The sequence below is a fragment of the Micromonospora sp. WMMD1128 genome, assembly GCF_027497235.1.
Classification (GTDB): domain Bacteria; phylum Actinomycetota; class Actinomycetes; order Mycobacteriales; family Micromonosporaceae; genus Micromonospora.
Window position 1 is genome coordinate 5,517,711 of record NZ_CP114902.1, and the last position, 17,736, is coordinate 5,535,446.

Consider the following 17,736-nt stretch of genomic DNA (forward strand, 5'->3'; position numbering starts at 1 on the left):
GCCAGCACAGCATGACCGAACGCACCGAGCGGGCCGTACCCCAGCAGCAGAAGGCCGAGTCGAAGCGGCTGCCCCCGGCCGGGCGGCGACCCGGCGGCGGCCCGCCGCACATGAACATGGGGATGCCGGCCGAGAAGGCGATGCGCTTCGGGCCGTCGGCACGCCGGCTGCTGGGGCGGCTGCGACCGCACCGGATCCAGCTCACCGGCGTACTGGCGCTCGCCCTGGCCGGCGTCGGTCTCAGCGTGATCGGGCCGAAGGTGCTCGGCCACGCCACCGACCTGATCTTCAACGGGGTGATCGGCCGGCAGCTGCCCGCCGGCACCAGCACCGAGGCGGCGGTGGCCGCGGCCCGGGCCGCGGGCAACGGCAACTTCGCCGACATGCTGGCCCGGATGGACGTGGTGCCCGGCGCCGGGATCGACTTCTCCCGGCTGGGCCGGGTGTTGGCGCTCGCGGTCGCGCTCTACGTCGCCGCCGGCATCCTGACCTGGGGGCAGGGTTGGGTGCTCAACGGGGTGGTGCAGCGCACCGTGCTGCGCCTGCGCGCCGACGTGGAGGACAAGCTCAACCGGCTGCCGTTGCCCTACTTCGACAAGCAGCCGCGCGGTGAGCTGCTCAGCCGGGTCACGAACGACATCGACAACATCGCGCAGACGCTCCAGCAGACGTTGAGCCAGTTGCTCACCTCGCTGCTCACGGTCGTCGGCGTACTCGGGATGATGTTCTGGATCTCTCCGCTGCTGGCCCTGGTGGCCCTGGTGGCGATCCCGCTGTCGGTGGTCGTCACCGGTCAGATCGCGAAGCGGTCGCAGCGCAAGTTCATCGCCCAGTGGACGCACACCGGCGAGCTGAACGCCCAGATCGAGGAGGCGTACACCGGGCACGAGCTGGTCAAGGTGTTCGGCCGGCAGAAGGAGGTCGAGGCCGCCTTCCGGACCAAGAACGAGGAGCTGTTCCAGGCGAGCTTCGGCGCCCAGTTCGTCTCCGGGATCATCATGCCGGCGATGTTCTTCATCGGGAACCTGAGCTACGTGGCGATCGCGGTGGTCGGTGGCCTGCGGGTGGCCTCGGGCGCGATGAGCCTCGGCGACGTGCAGGCGTTCATCCAGTACTCGCGGCAGTTCACCCAACCGTTGACGCAGGTCGCGTCGATGGCCAACCTGTTGCAGTCCGGGGTGGCCTCGGCCGAGCGGGTCTTCGACGTGCTCGACGCCGACGAGCAGAGCGTCGACCCGGGCGAGCCGGCCCGGATCGCCGACCCGCACGGCCGGGTCGAGTTCGAACACGTCTCCTTCCGGTACGACCCGGACCAGCCGCTGATCGACGACCTGTCCCTGGTCGCCGAGCCCGGTCACACGGTGGCCATCGTCGGCCCCACCGGCGCCGGCAAGACCACCCTGGTCAACCTGGTCATGCGGTTCTACGAGCTGGACGCCGGGCGGATCACCCTGGACGGGGTGGACATCAGCACCATGCGCCGGGACGACCTGCGTGGTCGGATCGGCATGGTGCTCCAGGACACCTGGCTCTTCGGCGGCACCATCCGGGACAACATCGCCTACGGGCGGCCGGACGCCACCGAGGAGGAGATCCTGGCCGCCGCCCGGGCCACCTTCGTGGACCGGTTCGTCCGCAGCCTGCCGGACGGCTACGACACCGTGATCGACGAGGAGGGCAGCAACGTCAGCGCCGGTGAGAAGCAGCTCATCACCATCGCCCGGGCGTTCCTCGCCGAGCCGTCGCTGCTGATCCTCGACGAGGCGACCAGCTCGGTGGACACCCGCACCGAGGTGCTGCTCCAGCGCGCCATGGCGGCGCTGCGTTCCGACCGGACCAGCTTCGTCATCGCGCACCGGCTCTCCACCATCCGCGACGCCCACCTGATCCTGATGATGGAGCGGGGCCGGATCGTCGAGCAGGGCACGCACGACCAGCTCGTCGCCGCCGACGGCGCGTACGCCCGGCTCTACCGGGCGCAGTTCACCGGCGCGGTGCTCGCCGACGAGGTGCCGGCGCCGGCGGGGATGCGTCCGACCGGCGCGCCGATCGGGAACTGACGTGGACCCCGCGACAGCCTCGACACCGGGTCCCGCCCGGGTGACGGTCCGTCACCCGGGCGGGACCGGGTCAGGCCGGTGGGAGCAGGTCGGCCGAGCGGCTGGCGACCACGGCCCCGACGAGGCCCCACGCGGCGTCCGCGGCCATCGGCGCGAGCCGACGCCCGTCGCGCAGGCGCAGCGAGATCGCGCCGTCGGCCGCCTCCCGGGCCCCGACCACCCCGACGTACGGGACCCGGCGCCGGGCCGCGTCCCGGATGCGGGCGCCGAGCGAGCCGCCGGAGTCGACCTCGACCCGCAGCCCGACCGCCTCCGCCTCCGCACCCAGCCGCCGGGCGACGTCGGCCTGCGCGTCGTCGACCGGGAGCAGGAGCACCTGCACCGGGGCGTACCACGCGGGGAAGGCGCCCTCGTGCACCTCGATCAGGTACGCGAACAGCCGCTCCATGCTGCCGACCAGGCTCCGGTGCACCATCACCGGCCGTTTCCGGCGGCCGTCCGAGTCGGTGTACGACAGGTCGAACCGCTCGGGCTTGTCGAAGTCGAGCTGCACGGTGGAGATCGTCGACTCCCGGCCGGCGGCGTCCACGATCTGCACGTCGATCTTCGGGCCGTAGAACGCGGCCTCGCCGGGCGCCTCGACGGCGTCCACCCCGTCGAGCGCGGCGCGGAGCAGGTCCTCGGCCCGCGCCCAGCCGGCGTCGTCGCCGACGTACCGTTGCCCAGGCCCGCGCACGGACAGCCGGAGCCCGGCCGGCCGGACGCCGAGCGCGGCGTGCGCCTCGCCGATCAGCCGCAGGATCTCCCGGACCTCGTCGCCGACCTGCTCCAGCGCGCAGAAGTTGTGCGCGTCGTTGAGCGAGATGGCGCGAACCCGGGACAGGCCGCCGAGCACCCCGGAGCGTTCCGCCCGGTACATTCCGCCCAGCTCGGCGATCCGCAGCGGCAACTCGCGGTAGGACCGGCCACGCGCGGCGAACACAAGCGCGTGGTGTGGGCAGAGCGCCGGCCGGAGCACGAACTCGTCGTCGGCGCTCAACCGCATCGGCGGGAACATGTCGTCGGCGAAGTAGCCGAGATGCCCGGACCGCTCGAACAGCTCCCGTTTGCCGAGCGGCGGCGAGTAGACGTGCCGGTAGCCGGCCCGGCGCTCCAGCTCCCGGACGTACTCCTCGACGGCGTGCCGGGCGGCGGCGCCGGCCGGCAGCCAGATCGGCAGGCCGGCGCCCGCGAGCGGATCGGAGACGAACAGCTCCAGGTCCCGGCCGAGCCTACGGTGGTCGATCATGTCGCTCTCCTTGATCGGGTACGACCCGGAGGCGAGCGGTGCCGGAACGCCGCGAGGCCCCGGAGCGGATCGCCCCGGGGCCTCGTCGACGGAAACGTCAGTGCGGCGCGCCGGGAACACCCGGCGTCGTGGTCCTCTCCGCGCTGCGCATGCGGTGACGGTACGGCCGGCCGGCCGTACCGCGCGACCGCATTTCCGGCCGGCGGGTCAGCGCTTCTCGCAGGCGACGCCGTCCTTGTCCCGGTCGTGCTTGGTGTTCTTCGCGTAGACCGCGTTCGACACCGTGAAGTTGGTGACCGGCTTGGTGCTGCCGCGCACCTTGTCCTTCGCGCCCTTCTTGCCGACGCCGTGCTTGTAGGTCTTGTTGAGCTCGGTGCAGTTCTTGTATGTCTTCGCCGCCGCCTCCGCCGGGCCGACCGCGACGGCCACGCCGCCGCCGATCGTCAGGGTCAGGGCGAGCACACCCCGGAGCAGGGTGGAAACCATGGAGCCTCCTGTGCGCGAATGCTGCTAGGGCCCAAGATCGTATCTGGGATGCGCATCCGGGGAGGCTTGCTGTCGCAGGCCCGACAGCGGAGAGTGGGTGCGGGTCGCCGGCACGGGACCTGCCGGCGACCCGCGGCGGCCCGGTCGTCGGGAACGGGGGACCCGACGGCGCCGGTGCCGCGTCCCGCCAACGGTACGCCGGTGCGCACGGATCCGCCGCCCCGCTCCGCGTCCGGCCCACTCCGGCGGGGTGGCGGCCGTGGCTGAGCTCATCGCCCACGTCACGTCGCCCGCGTGGGCGTACGCGCTGCTGCTGGCCCTGCTGGTGGCGGACGCCTTCGTCCCGGTGGTGCCGACCCAGGTCATCATGATCACCAGCGGCGCGCTCACCGTCTACGGCGGGCTCAGCCTGCCGGTCACCATCGCGGTCGGCGCGGCCGGCGTCTTCGTCGGCGATCTGGCCTGCTATCTGCTCGGCCGCACCACGCCGACCCGCAAGGCGACCGGGCATGCCACTCCGGGTCGGGCCCGGCGTGCGGTCGCCAAGGCCACCCGCCGGCTGCGCGAGCCCGGGCCGCTGGTGATCCTGCTCTGCCGGTTCGTGCCCGGTGGCCGGATGGCGGCCTGCTTCTCCGCCGGCCGCAGCCGCTACCCGTACCGGCTGTTCCTGAGCTACGAGGCGGTGGCGGCGGTCGGCTGGGCCGGTTATGGCGCGCTCGTCGGCCACCTGGGCGGCACGGCGCTCACCGGGTCGGGGTGGCGGTTGCTGCTGATCGCCGGCGTGGCCGCGGGCGGGTTCGCGGCGGCGGGCTGGGCGATGACCTGGATCGGCACCCGCCAGGCCCAGTCGGCCGCACCGACGCCACGACCACGTGACGACAGCGAAGGAGAACCGATCATGAACAGTGGAACCAACTGGCGCGACGTCGGGGCGAAGGCCCAGCGGCTCGATCCCACCTGGAACGATCCCGAGCGGGTGGCCCGACGCCGGCAACTCCGGAAGCAGATGCTGGCGGCGGTGGACGGCGCGCGGCCCGGCCCGGCCGGCGAGGAGTCGGACCGGGCCGAGACTCCGGTCGACTGAGGTTCGCGGAATTTCGGAGGACATCGGAGAGGCGCAAACCACATCGCATAAGGTTTACTTATATTTGTCAGGTGTGGGAGATCAGACTGCATCCTGAGGTCGAAGCCTGGTTCCTCGACCTGTGCATAGGCGATCCGCGCACGGCCGAACTCGTCGAAGAGGCGCTCGACCTACTGGCAAAGCACGGCCCGGCCCTTGGCCGGCCGTTGGTCGATCGACTGAAGGGCAGCGCCTATCACCACACTTGATCAGCTCGAAGGAAGACCGGACATGACCGATTGGGCGAACTGGCGCGACGTCAAGGCGAAGGTTCGGGAGGTCGACCCCTCCTGGGACGACTCCGATCGGGTGGCCCGACGCGGCCGGCTCAGGGAACAGATGCTGGCCTCGGTCAGCGGCGCGCAGTTGGCGGAGATCCGTAAGCAGTTGGGCATGACGCAGGCTCAGTTGGCGGAAGCGGCGGGCCTGTCCCAGGCCCGGATCAGCCAGATCGAGCGCGGAGAGAGCGTCAACCTGGAGATACTGCGCGCCTACGTGACCGGGCTGGGTGGCCATCTCGATGTCGTCGCCCGGATCGGAAACATCCGGCTCGACGTGGCCTGACGCGCGTTCCACCGCCGCCCCGGTAGGGGTTGACCCGGGGATCGAAGTGGGTGACCGCCCCGGATCCGTCTCGGGCGGTTCCGGCGACAGGCTGGACCCATGCGTTCGGCCCGGAGCAGCGGCCTGCTGGCCCTCGGCGGGATCGCCCTGGCGGCGGTGCTCGCCGTGATCGGTCACGTCGAGGTCAACGACGACCTGAGTCCCCTGTCGCTGACCGTCAGCGACTTCGCCGTCTCCGACCGGGGCGGCGTCATCGACACCGCGATGGCGGTCCTGGCGGCGGCCACCGTCGTACTCCTGCCGGCCCTGCGCCGCAGCGGCGCGGACCGGGCCTCCCTCACGCTGCTGGCGGCCTGGTCGGGCGGGCTGCTGGCCGCCGCGGTGGTGCCCACGAACGCCCCGGGCTCGCCCATGGACACCGCGGCCTACGTGCACCGGTACGCCTCGGTGCTGTCGTTCCTGGCCCTGCCGGTCGCCGGCTGGCTGCTCGCCCGCCGACCCGGCGGCCCGCCCGCCCGGTGGCTGCGCGCCCTGACCCTGACCAGCCTGCTGCTGGCCGCCGCGATGATCTGGTGCGCCTACCCCGGTGACCGCGCCCTGATCGGCCTGGCCGAGCGCCTCCTCATCGTCACCGAGACCGCGCTCCTGACCACCGTCGCCCTCCACCTGGGTCGAGGGCCGCGCTCACTCCAACTCGTGCAGCATGAGCTGGCGGGCGGCCTCGGTGATGGACCCGGACAGGCTCGGGTAGATCGTGATGGTCTGGGCCAGCTCGTTGACGGTGAGGTTGTTCTCCACCGCCATGGTGATCGGCAGGATCAGCTCGCTGGCCTTCGGCGCCACCACCACGCCGCCGATCACCTGGCCGCTGGCCGGCCGGCAGAACAGCTTGACGAAGCCGTCGGCCAGGTCATCCATCTTCGCCCGGGCGTTGCCGGACAGCGGCAGCATGACCTGGCGGGCCGGGGTCTTCCCGGCGGCCACCTCGTCCTGCGACACGCCGACCGTGGCCAGCTCCGGGTCGGTGAAGACGTTCGCCGCGACGGTACGCAGGCGCAGCGGCCGGACCGCTTCGCCGAGCGCGTGCCACATCGCGATCCGGCCCTGCATGGCGGCGACGCTCGCCAGCGGCAGCACGCCGGTGCAGTCGCCGGCGGCGTAGATGCCCGGCACGTTGGTCCGGGAGACCCGGTCGACCGTGACGTAACCGCCCCGGGCCAGCTCGACGCCGTATTCGGCCAGGCCCAGGTCGGCGGTGTTCGGGATCGAGCCGACCGCGATCAGCGCGTGCGAGCCGGCGACCTGGCGGCCGTCGGAGAGCACCACCTCCACGCCGTCGCCGACCCGGCGGACGGCCTCGGCGCGGGAGTTGTTGAGGATGCTCATGCCCCTGTTGCGGAACACCCGCTCGATAGCCATCGCGGCGTCGGCGTCCTCGTGCGGCATCACCCGGTCCCGGCTGGAGACCAGCGTGACCTTGACGCCCATGGCCAGGTAGGCGCTCGCGAACTCGGCGCCGGTGACGCCGGAGCCGACCACGATCAGGTGCTCGGGCAGCTCGGGCAGGTCGTAGACCTGCCGCCAGGTCAGGATGCGCTCGCCGTCGGGCAGCGCGGTGGGGAGCTGGCGCGGGGTCGCGCCGGTGGCGACGAGCACGGTGGAGGCGCCGATCGGGTACGCGGGCGAGCCGTCGGCCGGGGTGACGATCACCTGGTGGGTGTGACCGAGCGTGTCCTCACCCAGCCGCGCGGTGCCGGCGACGAACTCCACCCCGGCCTTGACCAGCTTGGTGTGGATGTCGGCGGACTGGGCCAGGGCGAGCCGTTTGACCCGCTCGTGCACCGCCACGGCGTCGACCGTGACCGCCTCCAGGCCGTCGGAGTGCACCCCGAACTCCTCGGTGTCCCGATAGTTGGTGACCACCTCCGAGCTGGCGATGAACGTCTTCGAAGGCACGCAGTCGGAGAGCACGCAGGCGCCGCCCGCGCCCTCCGCCTCGACCACTGTGACATCGGCGTCCAGTTGGGCGGCGACGAGCGCCGCCTCGTACCCGGCCGGCCCGCCGCCGATGATCACGATCTGGCTCACTGAGCCGTCCTTCCGTTCGCGACTGCGGGGCTCCGCTTCGCTGCGCTCCTCGCGCTCACCACAGCCATCCTCTCGTCCGTCTTCACAGTGACTTTCTTCTCCCCGTCGCGTCCGACACGCACCGTCGTATTCTCCCCCACCGGCAGACCGGGCTATCGTCGTCGCCGTGCGTCTCTACGCCGCTTACGGCTCAAACCTGGATCCCGCTCGCATGCGCGCCTACTGCCCGCATTCGCCGATGGTGGGCACCGGCTGGTTGGAGGGGTGGCGGCTGACCTTCGCGGGCGAGGACGTCATCGGGTGGGAGGGCTCGGTGAGCACCGTGGTCGAGGCCCCGGGTGAGCGGGTCTTCGTGGCGCTCTACGACATCCACCCGTACGACGCCGCCCAGCTCGACGAGCTGGAGGGCGTGACCGCCGGGACCTACCGCAAGCTGACCGTCCGCGTCTCGACGCTGGACGGGGACGTGACGGCCTGGGTCTACGTCTTCGACGGGTACGAGGGCGGCCTGCCGACGTCGTGGTACCTGTCGGAGATCGCGAACGCGGCGGAGAAGGCGGGCGCGCCCGACGACTACGTCACCGAGCTGCGGTCCCGTCCGACCGGCACGGCGTCCGCCTAGCGCGTCTCCCACCCCGACAGTGTGCGCCGGTCGGCCGCCCACCCGCTCGGCGACCCCCGGCCCGGGGGTACCGGGTCACACCTGCGGGGCGGGCACGCTCCGCTCGTACATGTCGGTCCAGCGTTCCTCCACCAGCCCGACCGAACGGTAGAGGGTGACCGGCGCGGTCGGGTTGGCCAGGTCGACGCCCAGCCCGGCGCGGGCGCGGCCCTTCGCCGCGTAGACCGCGAAGGCCCGGCGCAGCAGCGCCGCGCCCACCCCGCGCCGCCGGTGGGCCGGCAGCACGGACAGCGTCCGGACCCAGCCGGTGTCCTGCTCCACCGCCTGGTCGGAGGACTGCAGGGCGCCGGCCGGCTCGCCGTCGACCTCGGCCACGAACCACTCGTCCCAGACCTTGCCGTACGACGGCAGCAGCTCCCGCCAGCGGTCGAAGCCGAGTGGATCGTGGTCGAGCGTGTCCCGGAACGCGGTGTCGTGGATCCGGTGGAACAGCCGCAGGTCGGCCTCGTCGTCGGGGCGCAGCGGCCGGACCGTCACCCCGGCCGGGGGTGGCGGCTCGGCCGGCAGATCGGCAAGCGAGCGGCTCATCCGGACGTACCGCTTGACCCGCTGGAACCCGGCCGCCACCAGCTCATCCGCCCAGCGGGTCTCCGGGGCGTACACGCCGGCGCGCGCGGTGAGCGCGGGCACGCCCCGTTCGGCGGCCCGTTCGGCGACCCGGTCGAGCAGCCGGGCCAGCAGCGGGGCGCGGAACTGCGCGCCCCGGTCCGGGTCGACGAGCACGTCCACCCACTCCCGGCCGACCCCGCTCGGGTTGCCCAGGATCGACCAGGCGACCGGCGTCCCGTCCGGGTCGGTGACCAGCCAGGAGTCCCGGGCCGGGTCGACGAAGGGCGCGGTCAGCGCGTCCCGTACGTCGTCGGCGTCGAAGTCCGGATAGCCCACGGCGAACGTGTCGGCGGCGTGCACCACCGCCAGGATCGCGGGCACGTCGTCGAGGGTGGGGCGGCGGGCCGTCCAACCGGCGGGGAACGTCACGCGGCAGATCCTGGCAGTCGGACCGCCGCCACGCCTCCCATTTATCCGTGCCGGGCGTGCAGCCGCGCGACGGTGAGCAGATCGACCAGCTCCGCGCCGCCGACCTGGCCGAGGGCGTGGAACGCCGGTGACACCAGGCGGTCGGTCACCGCCTCGGCCCAGATCCGCCGCCGCACCAGCGGCCCGACCGGCGGGTAGGGCGGCGTCCAGCCGCAGGCGGCGGCGCCCGCCTCCCCCTCCGGGCCGGCCAGCACCGCCTCCAGCGGGGTCAGCCCGGACGCCCGCACGGCCAGCAGGTAGGCCCCGGCGAAGTGCTCGCGCAGCAGCAGCAGGCCGACGGCCGCGCGGGCGCCCGGTGACGGGTCGGGCACCGGCATGGCCCGCCAGGCGGCGAAGAGCGGCATGGCGCTGCCGTCGGCCGCGTCGACGGCCCGGTCGAGCAGACCGGCGAGCCGGGCCGCCCCGGGCGCGTCGCCCAGCCGGTCCACCCCCCACCGGCAGCACTCGGTCAGGTTCGCGGCGGCCACCTGCAAGGGCGGCACCGCCCGCGCCGCGGCGTCCCAGCCGTCCGCCACCGCATCCGGGGCGATGAACCCGAGCGCCGCCGCCACCGTCTCGGCGCGTACGTCACCGAGCGCGCCGGCCCGGCCGGTGATGTAGAAGGCCCAGCCGGAGATGCCGAGCAGCCGGGCCCGGCGCTGTGTCGACGGGCAGCGGGAGAACGCCTCCCCGAGCTCCAGCACCAGTGGTTTGCAGGCGGCGGCGACCTGCTCCGGCGTCATCGGTGACCCACCGCCGTCCGTCCACCGTGGGCATCCATCACGCTCAGTCTGCCCGGTCGTCACCGGCTTCGGCATCCCCCTCTTCGGCGTCGAGCGCCTCCAACACGGCCTCCACCTCGCCGGCCCGCCGCCGGGCGGCGGTGACCGCCCGTTCCGCGCCCCGCCGGGCCAGCTTCGCCCGGCTCAGCTCCTGCTCGGCCACGGCCCGGCGGCGCTCCAGCTCGGCCAGCTCCGTCTCGATCCGGTCCAGCGTCGCGGCGCCGTCCCGTTCGGCCGTGTCCGCACCGGCCAGCTCCGCCTGGGCCCGGTCCAGGTCCGCGCGGGCCTTCGCCAGTTCGCGTGTCGCGGTCCGCCGCCGCCCGGCCCGTTCGGCCCGCGCCGCCCGCTCGTCGCGGGCCCGGCGCGCCTCGGCCCGCTCGGCCGCCTTATCCGGTACGCCGGACCCGACCGCCCGATGCGGTACGCCGGACCTGCTGGCCCGATCCGGTACGCCGGGCTCCTCCTCGTCCGCGGTGACCAGCCGGAGCTGGGGGCGGGGCACCTCGCCGAAACCGGCGTAGTGGCTGGACCGCAGCAGCCGACCGGCGCGTACCTGCTCGGCCACCTCGGTGTCGGAGAGCGCGGCGTTGAGCGTGGCCTCCACCTCGCCCAGCGGCAGCTTCCCGGCCGGCGGCGCGGCGGGCTCGTCGGCGGCCAGCCGGCGTACCTCGGCGACGAGCGCGCCCACGACGGCGCGGCGCTGGGCGGAGAGCTCCCGCAGCTTGCCGCCGCGCAGGTCGCGCTGCGCCGCGCGGAGCGACTCGGCGAGCTGGGCCAGGTCGGCGACCAGCTCGGGTCGCCGGATCGCGAGCAGGTTGACCAGCCAGGCCGCGACGGTGGGCCGGCGCAGCCGGCCGATCTCCCGGGCGGTGCGCGGGTCGCCGGCCTGGCGCGCCTGCGCCACCGCGGCGTCCCGGGCCTCGACGAACTTGTCCGGCGGGGTGGCGTACAGCCGCCGGACGATCTCGACGGGTACGTCAGGCATCGATCCGGGTGCCCGGCTCCAGACGGCGGTAGTCGGTCTTCGACAACGCGGTGTACTGCCGGTCGAGCACGCCGAAGCCGTTGGCGTTGAGCAACCCGTCGTGCAGGGCGTAGGCCCGCCGCGGGGCGACCGCGCGGATGAAGTCGACCACCTCGGAGAACTTCGACCAGGGCGCGTGTATCGGGGCGAACAGCGTGTCCACCTGGACGTCGTCGGGCACGAACAGCGCGTCGCCCGGGTGGTAGACCACGTCGGCGAGGAGATAACCCAGGTTCTCGATCACCGGGATGTCCGGATGGATGACGGCGTGCCGTCCCCCGTACGCACGCACCGGCACCCCGGCGGCGGTGAACGACTCTCCCGGCGCGACCGGGACGAGCGCCTCGGCGGCGTCACCGAGCACGCCGGCGAGCGAGGCGGGGCCGTGCACCGGCACCGGTCGCCGCTCCAGCGCGCCGGTGAGCGCGGCGACGTCCAGATGGTCCTGATGCTCGTGGGTGACAAGCACCGCGTCCACCCCGTCCAGCGCCTCGGACGTCTCGCTGAACACCCCGGGGTCGACGACAAGCACTGCCCCGTCGTGCTCCAGCCGGAGGCAGGAGTGGGCGTACTTGGTGAGTTGCATGGTGGCTCCTCGATCGTCGAATCGTGCCGTCCTCACCGCAGTCTGCCGGACGTGGCGCGACCGCGCGTGACGTCGGACGTTAATGGGATTCCCGCCGACTCCGACGCCTTTCCGGCCCGGGCCGGGCGCGCGCCACCATGGGATACTTGTCGCACCACTAAGGACTGTGCGTCGTGCGGGGATTCCGGCGGAAGGGAGTTCCGTTGAACAACGACGAGACCGGGCAGTCCCGGATCGAGGAGCTTGAGTCCAGGCTGATCACGCTCGCGCTCACCGGGGCGCTGGCGGTCAGCATCGCGGACAACATCTTCCACTTCGTCACGAACAAAGACTGGACGATTCCCCTCATTTTCCTGACCATGCTCGTCTTTCTCCGGTGGCTCGACATCACCCGGCGGCGGGTCCTCACCATCGCCACCGGGGCGCCGCTGCGCACATACGATTCCTCGTCGGCGTTCTACGGCGAGGCCCTGCACGCCATTTCCCGCAGTTCGAAATCGGTCTACGCCGTGTTCTCGCACGACACCGCCCCCGGTCAACAGACGGAGGAGTCCCGCCGCTATTACACCGGCACCATCCGCTGGGCGCGCAAGACACCGGGCAAGCGCTCCCTGCACCGGGTGATCCGCCTGCCGCACAGCAGTCCCGACATCCAGCAGTGGGTCGACGAGCAGGTCGACCTGGCCAGCAAGATCGAGAATTACCACATCAAGATCCTGCGTTATCCGCCCGGCATGGAGTTGGAGGGCGAGAATTTCGCGGTCATCGACTCCGTGGTGGTCTTCCTCGGCTTCGCCGTGGACGACCGTGGGGAGTTGCGCGGCTTCAGCATCCGCGACACCGGGGTGGCAGCCGCCTTCGAGCACCACTTCCGGGAGTTGTGGCGGCTCGCGAGTGCCGATCCGCAGCCGTCCTAGCCGGTCTGCTCCGTCGGGACGCCCAGCGCCGCCACGTAACGGTCCGGCCGCTCGGCCCAGTCGTTCGTCCACCGGGCGACGATCGCGTCGGCCGGCGGTCGGCCGGTGGCGGCACTGTGGAACGCCGGCTCCAGCGACTTGACGATGTCCGGATGCTCCAGCCCCCGGGCGACCCGCGCGGCGAGTCCCTTCTCGGCCAGGTGCACGAGGTGCCCGGCCACCTCGCGGATCTGCGGGTTGATCCCGTCCGGGCTGCCCTGCGCGGCCTTGACCGCGATCAGGTCCAGCGCCTCGGTCCGGAACTCCGACACCACGTCGAGCGCCGCCCGCCGGACCGCCGGCTCCTCGGCGAGACCGACGAAGAGCGCCGGGACGAGCGCGAGCTGAGCCCATGCCTGGCCGTCCGGCAGCCGCGTCTCAAGCGTCCGGCGCGGCCGGATCGAGGGCCACACCTGCCCCAGGTGGGTGCGCCAGTCGGCGATCGTGGGCCGGGTTCCGTCCCCGAAGCCGTCCCGCAGCGACTCGCGGAAACTGTGCGGGCCGCCCGGCACGTACCCGTGGTCGGAGCGGCGGTAGATCATCGGCAGCGCGCACAGCACCTGGACCAACTCCGCCAGGTCGGTGACGGCGTACAGGCGGGAGGCGAGATGCTGGCACCGCGCCGGGTCGATCCGACGCCAGTAGGCCATCCGCCGGGAGACGAGGCCGTCGTCCCGGTGCGGCCCGGCGAGCGCCGGGGCGTTCGCCAGGAGCGCGGCGAGGAAAGGCGAAACTCCGAGCAGCATCCGGAACTTCTCCAGATATTCGGCCTCGTCGAGCGCGTCCAGGCTCACCTGGGTGGACAGCGTCAACCCCATGACCTGGTCACCCAGCCGGCCGCCGTCGCCCAACTGGGCGAACCAGCGACGCATGATGCGGGTCCGCTCCTTGGGCGCCCAACTGATCCCGGCCGGGTCGTCGAAGGGCAGGTGCGCGCCGGTCAGCAGGCGGAGCCGCAACGGCTCGGCGACCCGCGCCACCTCGACCAGGCGCCGGCGGGCCGCGGCCACGCTCTCGCTCACCGACACCTGGGGCGCCGACGAGTATTCGATCGCGCCGGCCATCTCCAGGGTCAGCGCGGCGCCGTCCGGAAGCGACAGACCGACGAGCGCGCCACCCTCGTGGATCGGGTCGCCCCCCAACCCGTCGAGGAGCGCCACCAGCAGGGCCCGGGTGCCCGCCGGCTCGTCGTACGAGACGGACCGCCCGGTGTCCGGGCGGACCAGACCGCACTCGACCTCAAGCCCGATCCGGTGGCTGTGCCGACCGGTCGGCCGGAACCACCCGACCAGGTCGGGAATCTTCAGCTGTGGCTCGTCGTGTGGCACCACGCCCTGACTCATGGGTCACTCCCGCTCCCGGTCGCTCTCCCGACGGGGCCGAGCAGGGCTCAGCTGATCTTCGCCGGGGGCGCCAACCCTTCCGCCAACCCTACCGTCGATCCGGACGAATCCCGGAACCGCCACGGTGCGACGACGACCCAGGAATGGATGTGCTGCTCGGTCGCGAGCAGGTCTTTGCGCAGGTCGTAGACGAGGTGCCGGGGTGCGCCCGGCGGGTCGCCGACCCGGGTCCCGCGGAACGGCAGCACCGGCAGCAGCAGCGGGTAGTCGATCTGGCCGGTGCCGTTGCCGACCCCGATCTCCTGTTCCAGGAAGTCGCGGATGGTCGCCTGGACGTCCTCGATGTCCGCGACCGGGGCCAGCCCCGGGTCGGTCTCGGCGGGGTCCACGTCCGTCGGGCTCAGCGGCGCACGCCGCCAGATGAGCTGGAACGCCGGACGCTTCTCGGTGAAGCCGCGATCCCAGGGCCGGGGGCTCATCGAATAGACGTCGTAGGTGTGGTGGTGGTAGACCGTGCCCGCGCCGCCGATCTCGCGCAGCACCTCGTCCACCGCCTCCAGCCAGGGCAGAAGGGCCTCGACCCGAAGCCTGCGCCCCTCGCTGAGCAGGTATTCCCGATAGAGGTCCGCCGAGCCGACGTACGGGGTCGGTGGCAGCTGCTCGTCGACGAGGTGCCGGTTCGCGTCCAGCAGGAGACGCGACAGGTGGAACCCGGCCACCGCCACCCCCCGGGCGCGCCCGGCGACGATGTCGTCGACCAGGTGCCGGTAGATCGCGGCCGTACCCAGGTCGACGTTCTCGTGCACCAACTGGGCCAGTCTCGGGTAGTCGGCCGGGTCCACCGCGGAGAGCAGGTCGGCCGGCAGCTCGGTGCCGCCGTGCGGCACGATGTGCAGCTCCCGCAGCGGCTCGTCGGTGTTGGCGACGATCGTCCCGCCGCCCACCCGCAACCGGCGGAAGTGCTCCCCCGCCGGCCCGAGGTGCGAGTCCAGGTAGGCATGGCCGCAGTCCGTGCAGGAGTGCCGGCGCTGGTGGTCCAGGAACAGACTGCTGCGTTCCAGGTCGGCCATCGTCGCGCTGAGGTGCATGGCCATTCCTCCTCGTATGTCGCCCGATCGGCGCGCACCGCTTGTCGGGCACCGGCGGAAGCAGGGTGGGGTCGGTGGTCGATCAGCCCGTGACCACGCCGAGAGGCGCCGGCACCGCCCCGAGATGCCGGACGGGGTTGATCCGGGGCGGGCCGGTGGCCTCCGAGCAGAGGTCGGCGAAGAGCGTCAGAAGTTCGTCCGGCGACCAGGACCCGGCCGCTCCCGGCCGGCTGCCGAGATAGGTGGCGACCTCGGCGACGCCCCAGCCGTGGGCCTCCACCAGACCGGCGGCCAGGTGCCGCAGGTAGATCGCGGCGGGCTTGCGATGCTCGACCTCGTCACTGCACCACGGGGAGGTGAAGGTGAAGGCGGGAACGCCGTCGATGTCGCCCAGGTGAAGGAGGGTCTGGTAGCAGCCCGGACCGAGGGCCAGTCGCCCCTGTTCGAGCACGTCGGTGAGGTCGACGTCGTCGCCCGGTTCGAGGTTCATCTCCTGGGCCAGGATGTCGGAGAACTGCGACACGGTGAGCCGGTAACCCCGAGCCGGGGTGTCCCCGGGGCTGCCGTGGTCGTAGAAGGCCATCCCGCCGGTCCAGGCCAACGCCTCCAGGGCGAAGTAGATGGTGCCCGGCAGGCGTAACGCGCGGCTCTCGCTCGGCGGGGTCTTGTCCCGGCAACCGGGGTAGGTCAGCGCGCCCGCGGGCGGGCGACCGCCCACCAGGTAGTAGTTGAGCCGGCCCAGGCTCATGTTCGAGCCGTAGCAGACGTACCAGATGTGGGTGGGACGGACGGTCGCCGGCCCTGGGGTGAGCTCCGAGACGACGCTCGCCACCTGGTCGCGGAGTTCGCTGCGCCCGTCGGGCTCGGTCGACGGCCCGTGGCTCACCGCGGAGTCCCGTTCCCCGGCTCCCGCCCGGAATCGGCGAGCGCGGCCAGCGCGGTGTGCGCCATCACCCGGACCCCGCACTCGATCGCCCGCTCGTCGACGTCGAAGCCGGTCTGGTGGGTGTCGGGCGGATCGGTGACGCCCGGCGCGGTGATCCCCAGTCGGATCATCGCGCCCGGCACCTGCTCCAGGTAGAAGGAGAAATCCTCGCCGCCCATGCTCACCGGCGCCTCGACCACGTGGTCGACGCCGAGGGCACGGGTCGCGGCCGAGGCGATGAGCGCCGTCGCCTGATGATCGTTGATCACTGGCGGAAAGCCCTCGACATAGCTGACCTCGATGTCGGCGCCCGATCCGGCGAGGAGGTCGGGCACCAGGTTCGTGATCACCGCGCCGGCCTCGTGCCACGCCTCGCGGCTGAGGCTGCGCACCGTGCCCCGCACCGCGCCGTCCGCGGGGATCGTGTTGAAGGCCGTGCCCGCGCTGACCGCGCCCCAGACGAGCGAGACCGGCCGGCGCGGGTCCATCCGGTGGGCGAGCAACCCCGGAAGGCCCACGATGACCCGTCCCAGGAGGTCCACGACGTGCGCGGCGAGGTGCGGGCGAGCGGTGTGCCCGCCGCCGCCGGAGACGCGGACCTCAAGGGTGGCCGAGGCGGCGGTCAGCGGACCCGAGCGGACCGCGACCGTCCCCACCGGGAACTGCGGCGCGCAGTGCAGCGCGAAGATCGAGGAGACGCCGTCGAGCGCCCCGGCGGCGATGACCTCGGGCGCGCCGGAGGGCACGGTCTCCTCCGCGGGCTGGAAGATCAGGCGGACCCGGCCCGACAACGCGCCCCGCTCGGCGAGCCGGACGAGCACGGGGGCCAGGCCGAGCAACACCGTGGTGTGCACGTCGTGGCCGCACGCGTGGCAGACCCCGGGCACGGTGGACCGGTAGTCGACCGTCTTGCTGTCGGGCAGCGGAAGCGCGTCGAGGTCCGCCCGGAAGGCCACCAGCGGCCCGTCGGCCTCGCCGACGATGTCGCAGAACAGGCCGTTCCCCTTGGGCAGCAGCTGCGGCGTCAGACCGAGCCCGGTCAGGCGGCCGGCCACCAGCGCGGTGGTCTGGAACTCCTGACCCGACAGCTCGGGGTGCGCGTGAAGGTGGCGACGCACGGCGATCAGGCCCGGAATGTTCCCGGTCAGCACCTCGTCCGCGCCATGCGGCAGCGGCATCGTCCCGGGCTGGGCGTCCAGCCGGGACGCCGCCGGGAGGCCGTCCGAAGGCAGCGTCAGCGCACTCGTCACGTCGAATTCTCGATCACTGGAGAGGGTTGGATCATCGGGCAGAACAGCAGACAGCCTAGACCCCCGACGGTAACGCTGCGCAACCTCTTTCCCGTAGCGGTCGGACCGCACAGCGTCACGAATGCCCTGGTGGGAGCGTTCGGATATCTGCGGGACAGCAGGTAGATCGCGGTCGGACGCCGTCATCTGACCACCACCTCCTACACCGCGTAACCGACTCATCGAACATCAAATAGCTGGCCGCTGTTCCGAATTGTCGCATTGGTCGCACCGGTCGACCATGGCTCGGACAAGTCCCCGACAGCGGTCGGCCACTCGGCGAATCCCGACGGTGACATGATCGCCAGTCGGCCGCCCACACAGGCTGTCCGTCCCGCCCACCCGACCGGTTTACCCGCATCGCCAAATCACACACCCGGCCACAGACGCGACGACGGCCCACACCCGGCACCCGGAGGGCGCCGGCGCGGGCCG

At 72.5% G+C, this 17,736-nt stretch carries 17 protein-coding genes and 1 pseudogene; 7 read left to right on the top strand and 11 right to left on the bottom strand.

What is annotated here, in order from left to right:
* The first annotated feature begins 11 nt into the window (after nucleotides 1-11).
* On the top strand, nucleotides 12-2,060 hold the full coding sequence (locus tag O7602_RS24625) for an ABC transporter ATP-binding protein (RefSeq protein WP_281590502.1): 2,049 nt from the start codon (nucleotides 12-14) through the stop codon (nucleotides 2,058-2,060).
* Between the two features lie 70 nt (nucleotides 2,061-2,130).
* Here O7602_RS24625 and thrS read toward each other — a convergent pair whose 3' ends face one another.
* Nucleotides 2,131-3,348, bottom strand: a complete 1,218-nt coding sequence (gene thrS / locus O7602_RS24630; RefSeq protein WP_281584985.1) for a threonine--tRNA ligase — start codon at nucleotides 3,346-3,348, stop codon at nucleotides 2,131-2,133.
* Nucleotides 3,349-3,555: 207 nt separating this feature from the next.
* Nucleotides 3,556-3,834, bottom strand: a complete 279-nt coding sequence (locus O7602_RS24635; RefSeq protein WP_281584986.1) for an excalibur calcium-binding domain-containing protein — start codon at nucleotides 3,832-3,834, stop codon at nucleotides 3,556-3,558.
* 259 nt (nucleotides 3,835-4,093) lie between these two features.
* Between O7602_RS24635 and O7602_RS24640 the strand changes: the two genes are divergently transcribed.
* The 4 genes and pseudogenes from O7602_RS24640 to O7602_RS24655 all read left to right on the top strand — a co-directional run.
* Complete coding sequence (locus O7602_RS24640) at nucleotides 4,094-4,918, top strand: DedA family protein (protein ID WP_281584987.1); 825 nt, start codon at nucleotides 4,094-4,096, stop codon at nucleotides 4,916-4,918.
* 71 nt (nucleotides 4,919-4,989) lie between these two features.
* Nucleotides 4,990-5,166: a hypothetical protein gene (locus O7602_RS24645; RefSeq protein ID WP_281584988.1), complete on the top strand. Its 177-nt coding sequence runs from the start codon at nucleotides 4,990-4,992 to the stop codon at nucleotides 5,164-5,166.
* A gap of 22 nt (nucleotides 5,167-5,188) precedes the next feature.
* The gene (locus O7602_RS24650) at nucleotides 5,189-5,521 is read left to right on the top strand and encodes a helix-turn-helix transcriptional regulator (RefSeq protein ID WP_281584989.1); all 333 of its coding nucleotides are present in this window, start codon (nucleotides 5,189-5,191) and stop codon (nucleotides 5,519-5,521) included.
* Nucleotides 5,522-5,620: 99 nt separating this feature from the next.
* Nucleotides 5,621-6,127, top strand: a pseudogene (locus tag O7602_RS24655) (DUF998 domain-containing protein); the annotation flags it as partial.
* A gap of 78 nt (nucleotides 6,128-6,205) precedes the next feature.
* Here the strand turns inward: O7602_RS24655 and O7602_RS24660 are convergent.
* On the bottom strand, nucleotides 6,206-7,609 hold the full coding sequence (locus O7602_RS24660) for an NAD(P)H-quinone dehydrogenase (protein ID WP_281584990.1): 1,404 nt from the start codon (nucleotides 7,607-7,609) through the stop codon (nucleotides 6,206-6,208).
* Nucleotides 7,610-7,775: 166 nt separating this feature from the next.
* Here O7602_RS24660 and O7602_RS24665 point away from each other — a divergent pair, with 166 nt between their 5' ends.
* Entirely contained in the window at nucleotides 7,776-8,231 is a 456-nt protein-coding gene (locus tag O7602_RS24665; RefSeq protein ID WP_281584991.1) for a gamma-glutamylcyclotransferase, read from the top strand.
* Nucleotides 8,232-8,306: 75 nt separating this feature from the next.
* Here O7602_RS24665 and O7602_RS24670 read toward each other — a convergent pair whose 3' ends face one another.
* The 4 genes from O7602_RS24670 to O7602_RS24685 are packed head-to-tail and all read right to left on the bottom strand — an operon-like array spanning nucleotide 8,307 to nucleotide 11,700.
* Nucleotides 8,307-9,269, bottom strand: a complete 963-nt coding sequence (locus tag O7602_RS24670; RefSeq protein ID WP_281584992.1) for a GNAT family N-acetyltransferase — start codon at nucleotides 9,267-9,269, stop codon at nucleotides 8,307-8,309.
* Nucleotides 9,270-9,310: 41 nt separating this feature from the next.
* Nucleotides 9,311-10,051 carry a hypothetical protein gene (locus O7602_RS24675; RefSeq protein ID WP_281584993.1) on the bottom strand — a complete coding sequence of 247 codons (741 nt, stop codon included), beginning with the start codon at nucleotides 10,049-10,051 and terminating at the stop codon, nucleotides 9,311-9,313.
* Between the two features lie 43 nt (nucleotides 10,052-10,094).
* A complete protein-coding gene (locus O7602_RS24680; RefSeq protein WP_281584994.1) occupies nucleotides 10,095-11,075 on the bottom strand; it encodes a hypothetical protein in 981 nt (326 codons plus the stop codon).
* On the bottom strand, nucleotides 11,068-11,700 hold the full coding sequence (locus O7602_RS24685; RefSeq protein WP_281584995.1) for an MBL fold metallo-hydrolase: 633 nt from the start codon (nucleotides 11,698-11,700) through the stop codon (nucleotides 11,068-11,070). Before O7602_RS24685 ends, O7602_RS24680 begins: the two co-directional genes overlap by 8 nt.
* A gap of 203 nt (nucleotides 11,701-11,903) precedes the next feature.
* Here O7602_RS24685 and O7602_RS24690 point away from each other — a divergent pair, with 203 nt between their 5' ends.
* Nucleotides 11,904-12,617: a hypothetical protein gene (locus tag O7602_RS24690; RefSeq protein ID WP_281584996.1), complete on the top strand. Its 714-nt coding sequence runs from the start codon at nucleotides 11,904-11,906 to the stop codon at nucleotides 12,615-12,617.
* Here the strand turns inward: O7602_RS24690 and O7602_RS24695 are convergent.
* The 4 genes from O7602_RS24695 to O7602_RS24710 form a co-directional block, all read right to left on the bottom strand.
* Complete coding sequence (locus O7602_RS24695; RefSeq protein WP_281584997.1) at nucleotides 12,614-13,999, bottom strand: glutamate-cysteine ligase family protein; 1,386 nt, start codon at nucleotides 13,997-13,999, stop codon at nucleotides 12,614-12,616. The genes O7602_RS24690 and O7602_RS24695 overlap by 4 nt on opposite strands.
* Nucleotides 14,000-14,046: 47 nt before the next feature.
* Nucleotides 14,047-15,087, bottom strand: coding sequence for an N-formylglutamate amidohydrolase (locus O7602_RS24700; RefSeq protein WP_281584998.1), 1,041 nt, complete (start codon nucleotides 15,085-15,087; stop codon nucleotides 14,047-14,049).
* An 82-nt stretch (nucleotides 15,088-15,169) separates the two neighbouring features.
* The gene (locus O7602_RS24705; RefSeq protein ID WP_281584999.1) at nucleotides 15,170-15,973 is read right to left on the bottom strand and encodes a histone deacetylase; all 804 of its coding nucleotides are present in this window, start codon (nucleotides 15,971-15,973) and stop codon (nucleotides 15,170-15,172) included.
* The gene (locus O7602_RS24710; protein ID WP_281585000.1) at nucleotides 15,970-17,262 is read right to left on the bottom strand and encodes an amidohydrolase; all 1,293 of its coding nucleotides are present in this window, start codon (nucleotides 17,260-17,262) and stop codon (nucleotides 15,970-15,972) included. Before O7602_RS24710 ends, O7602_RS24705 begins: the two co-directional genes overlap by 4 nt.
* Between the last annotated feature and the right edge of the window lie 474 nt (nucleotides 17,263-17,736).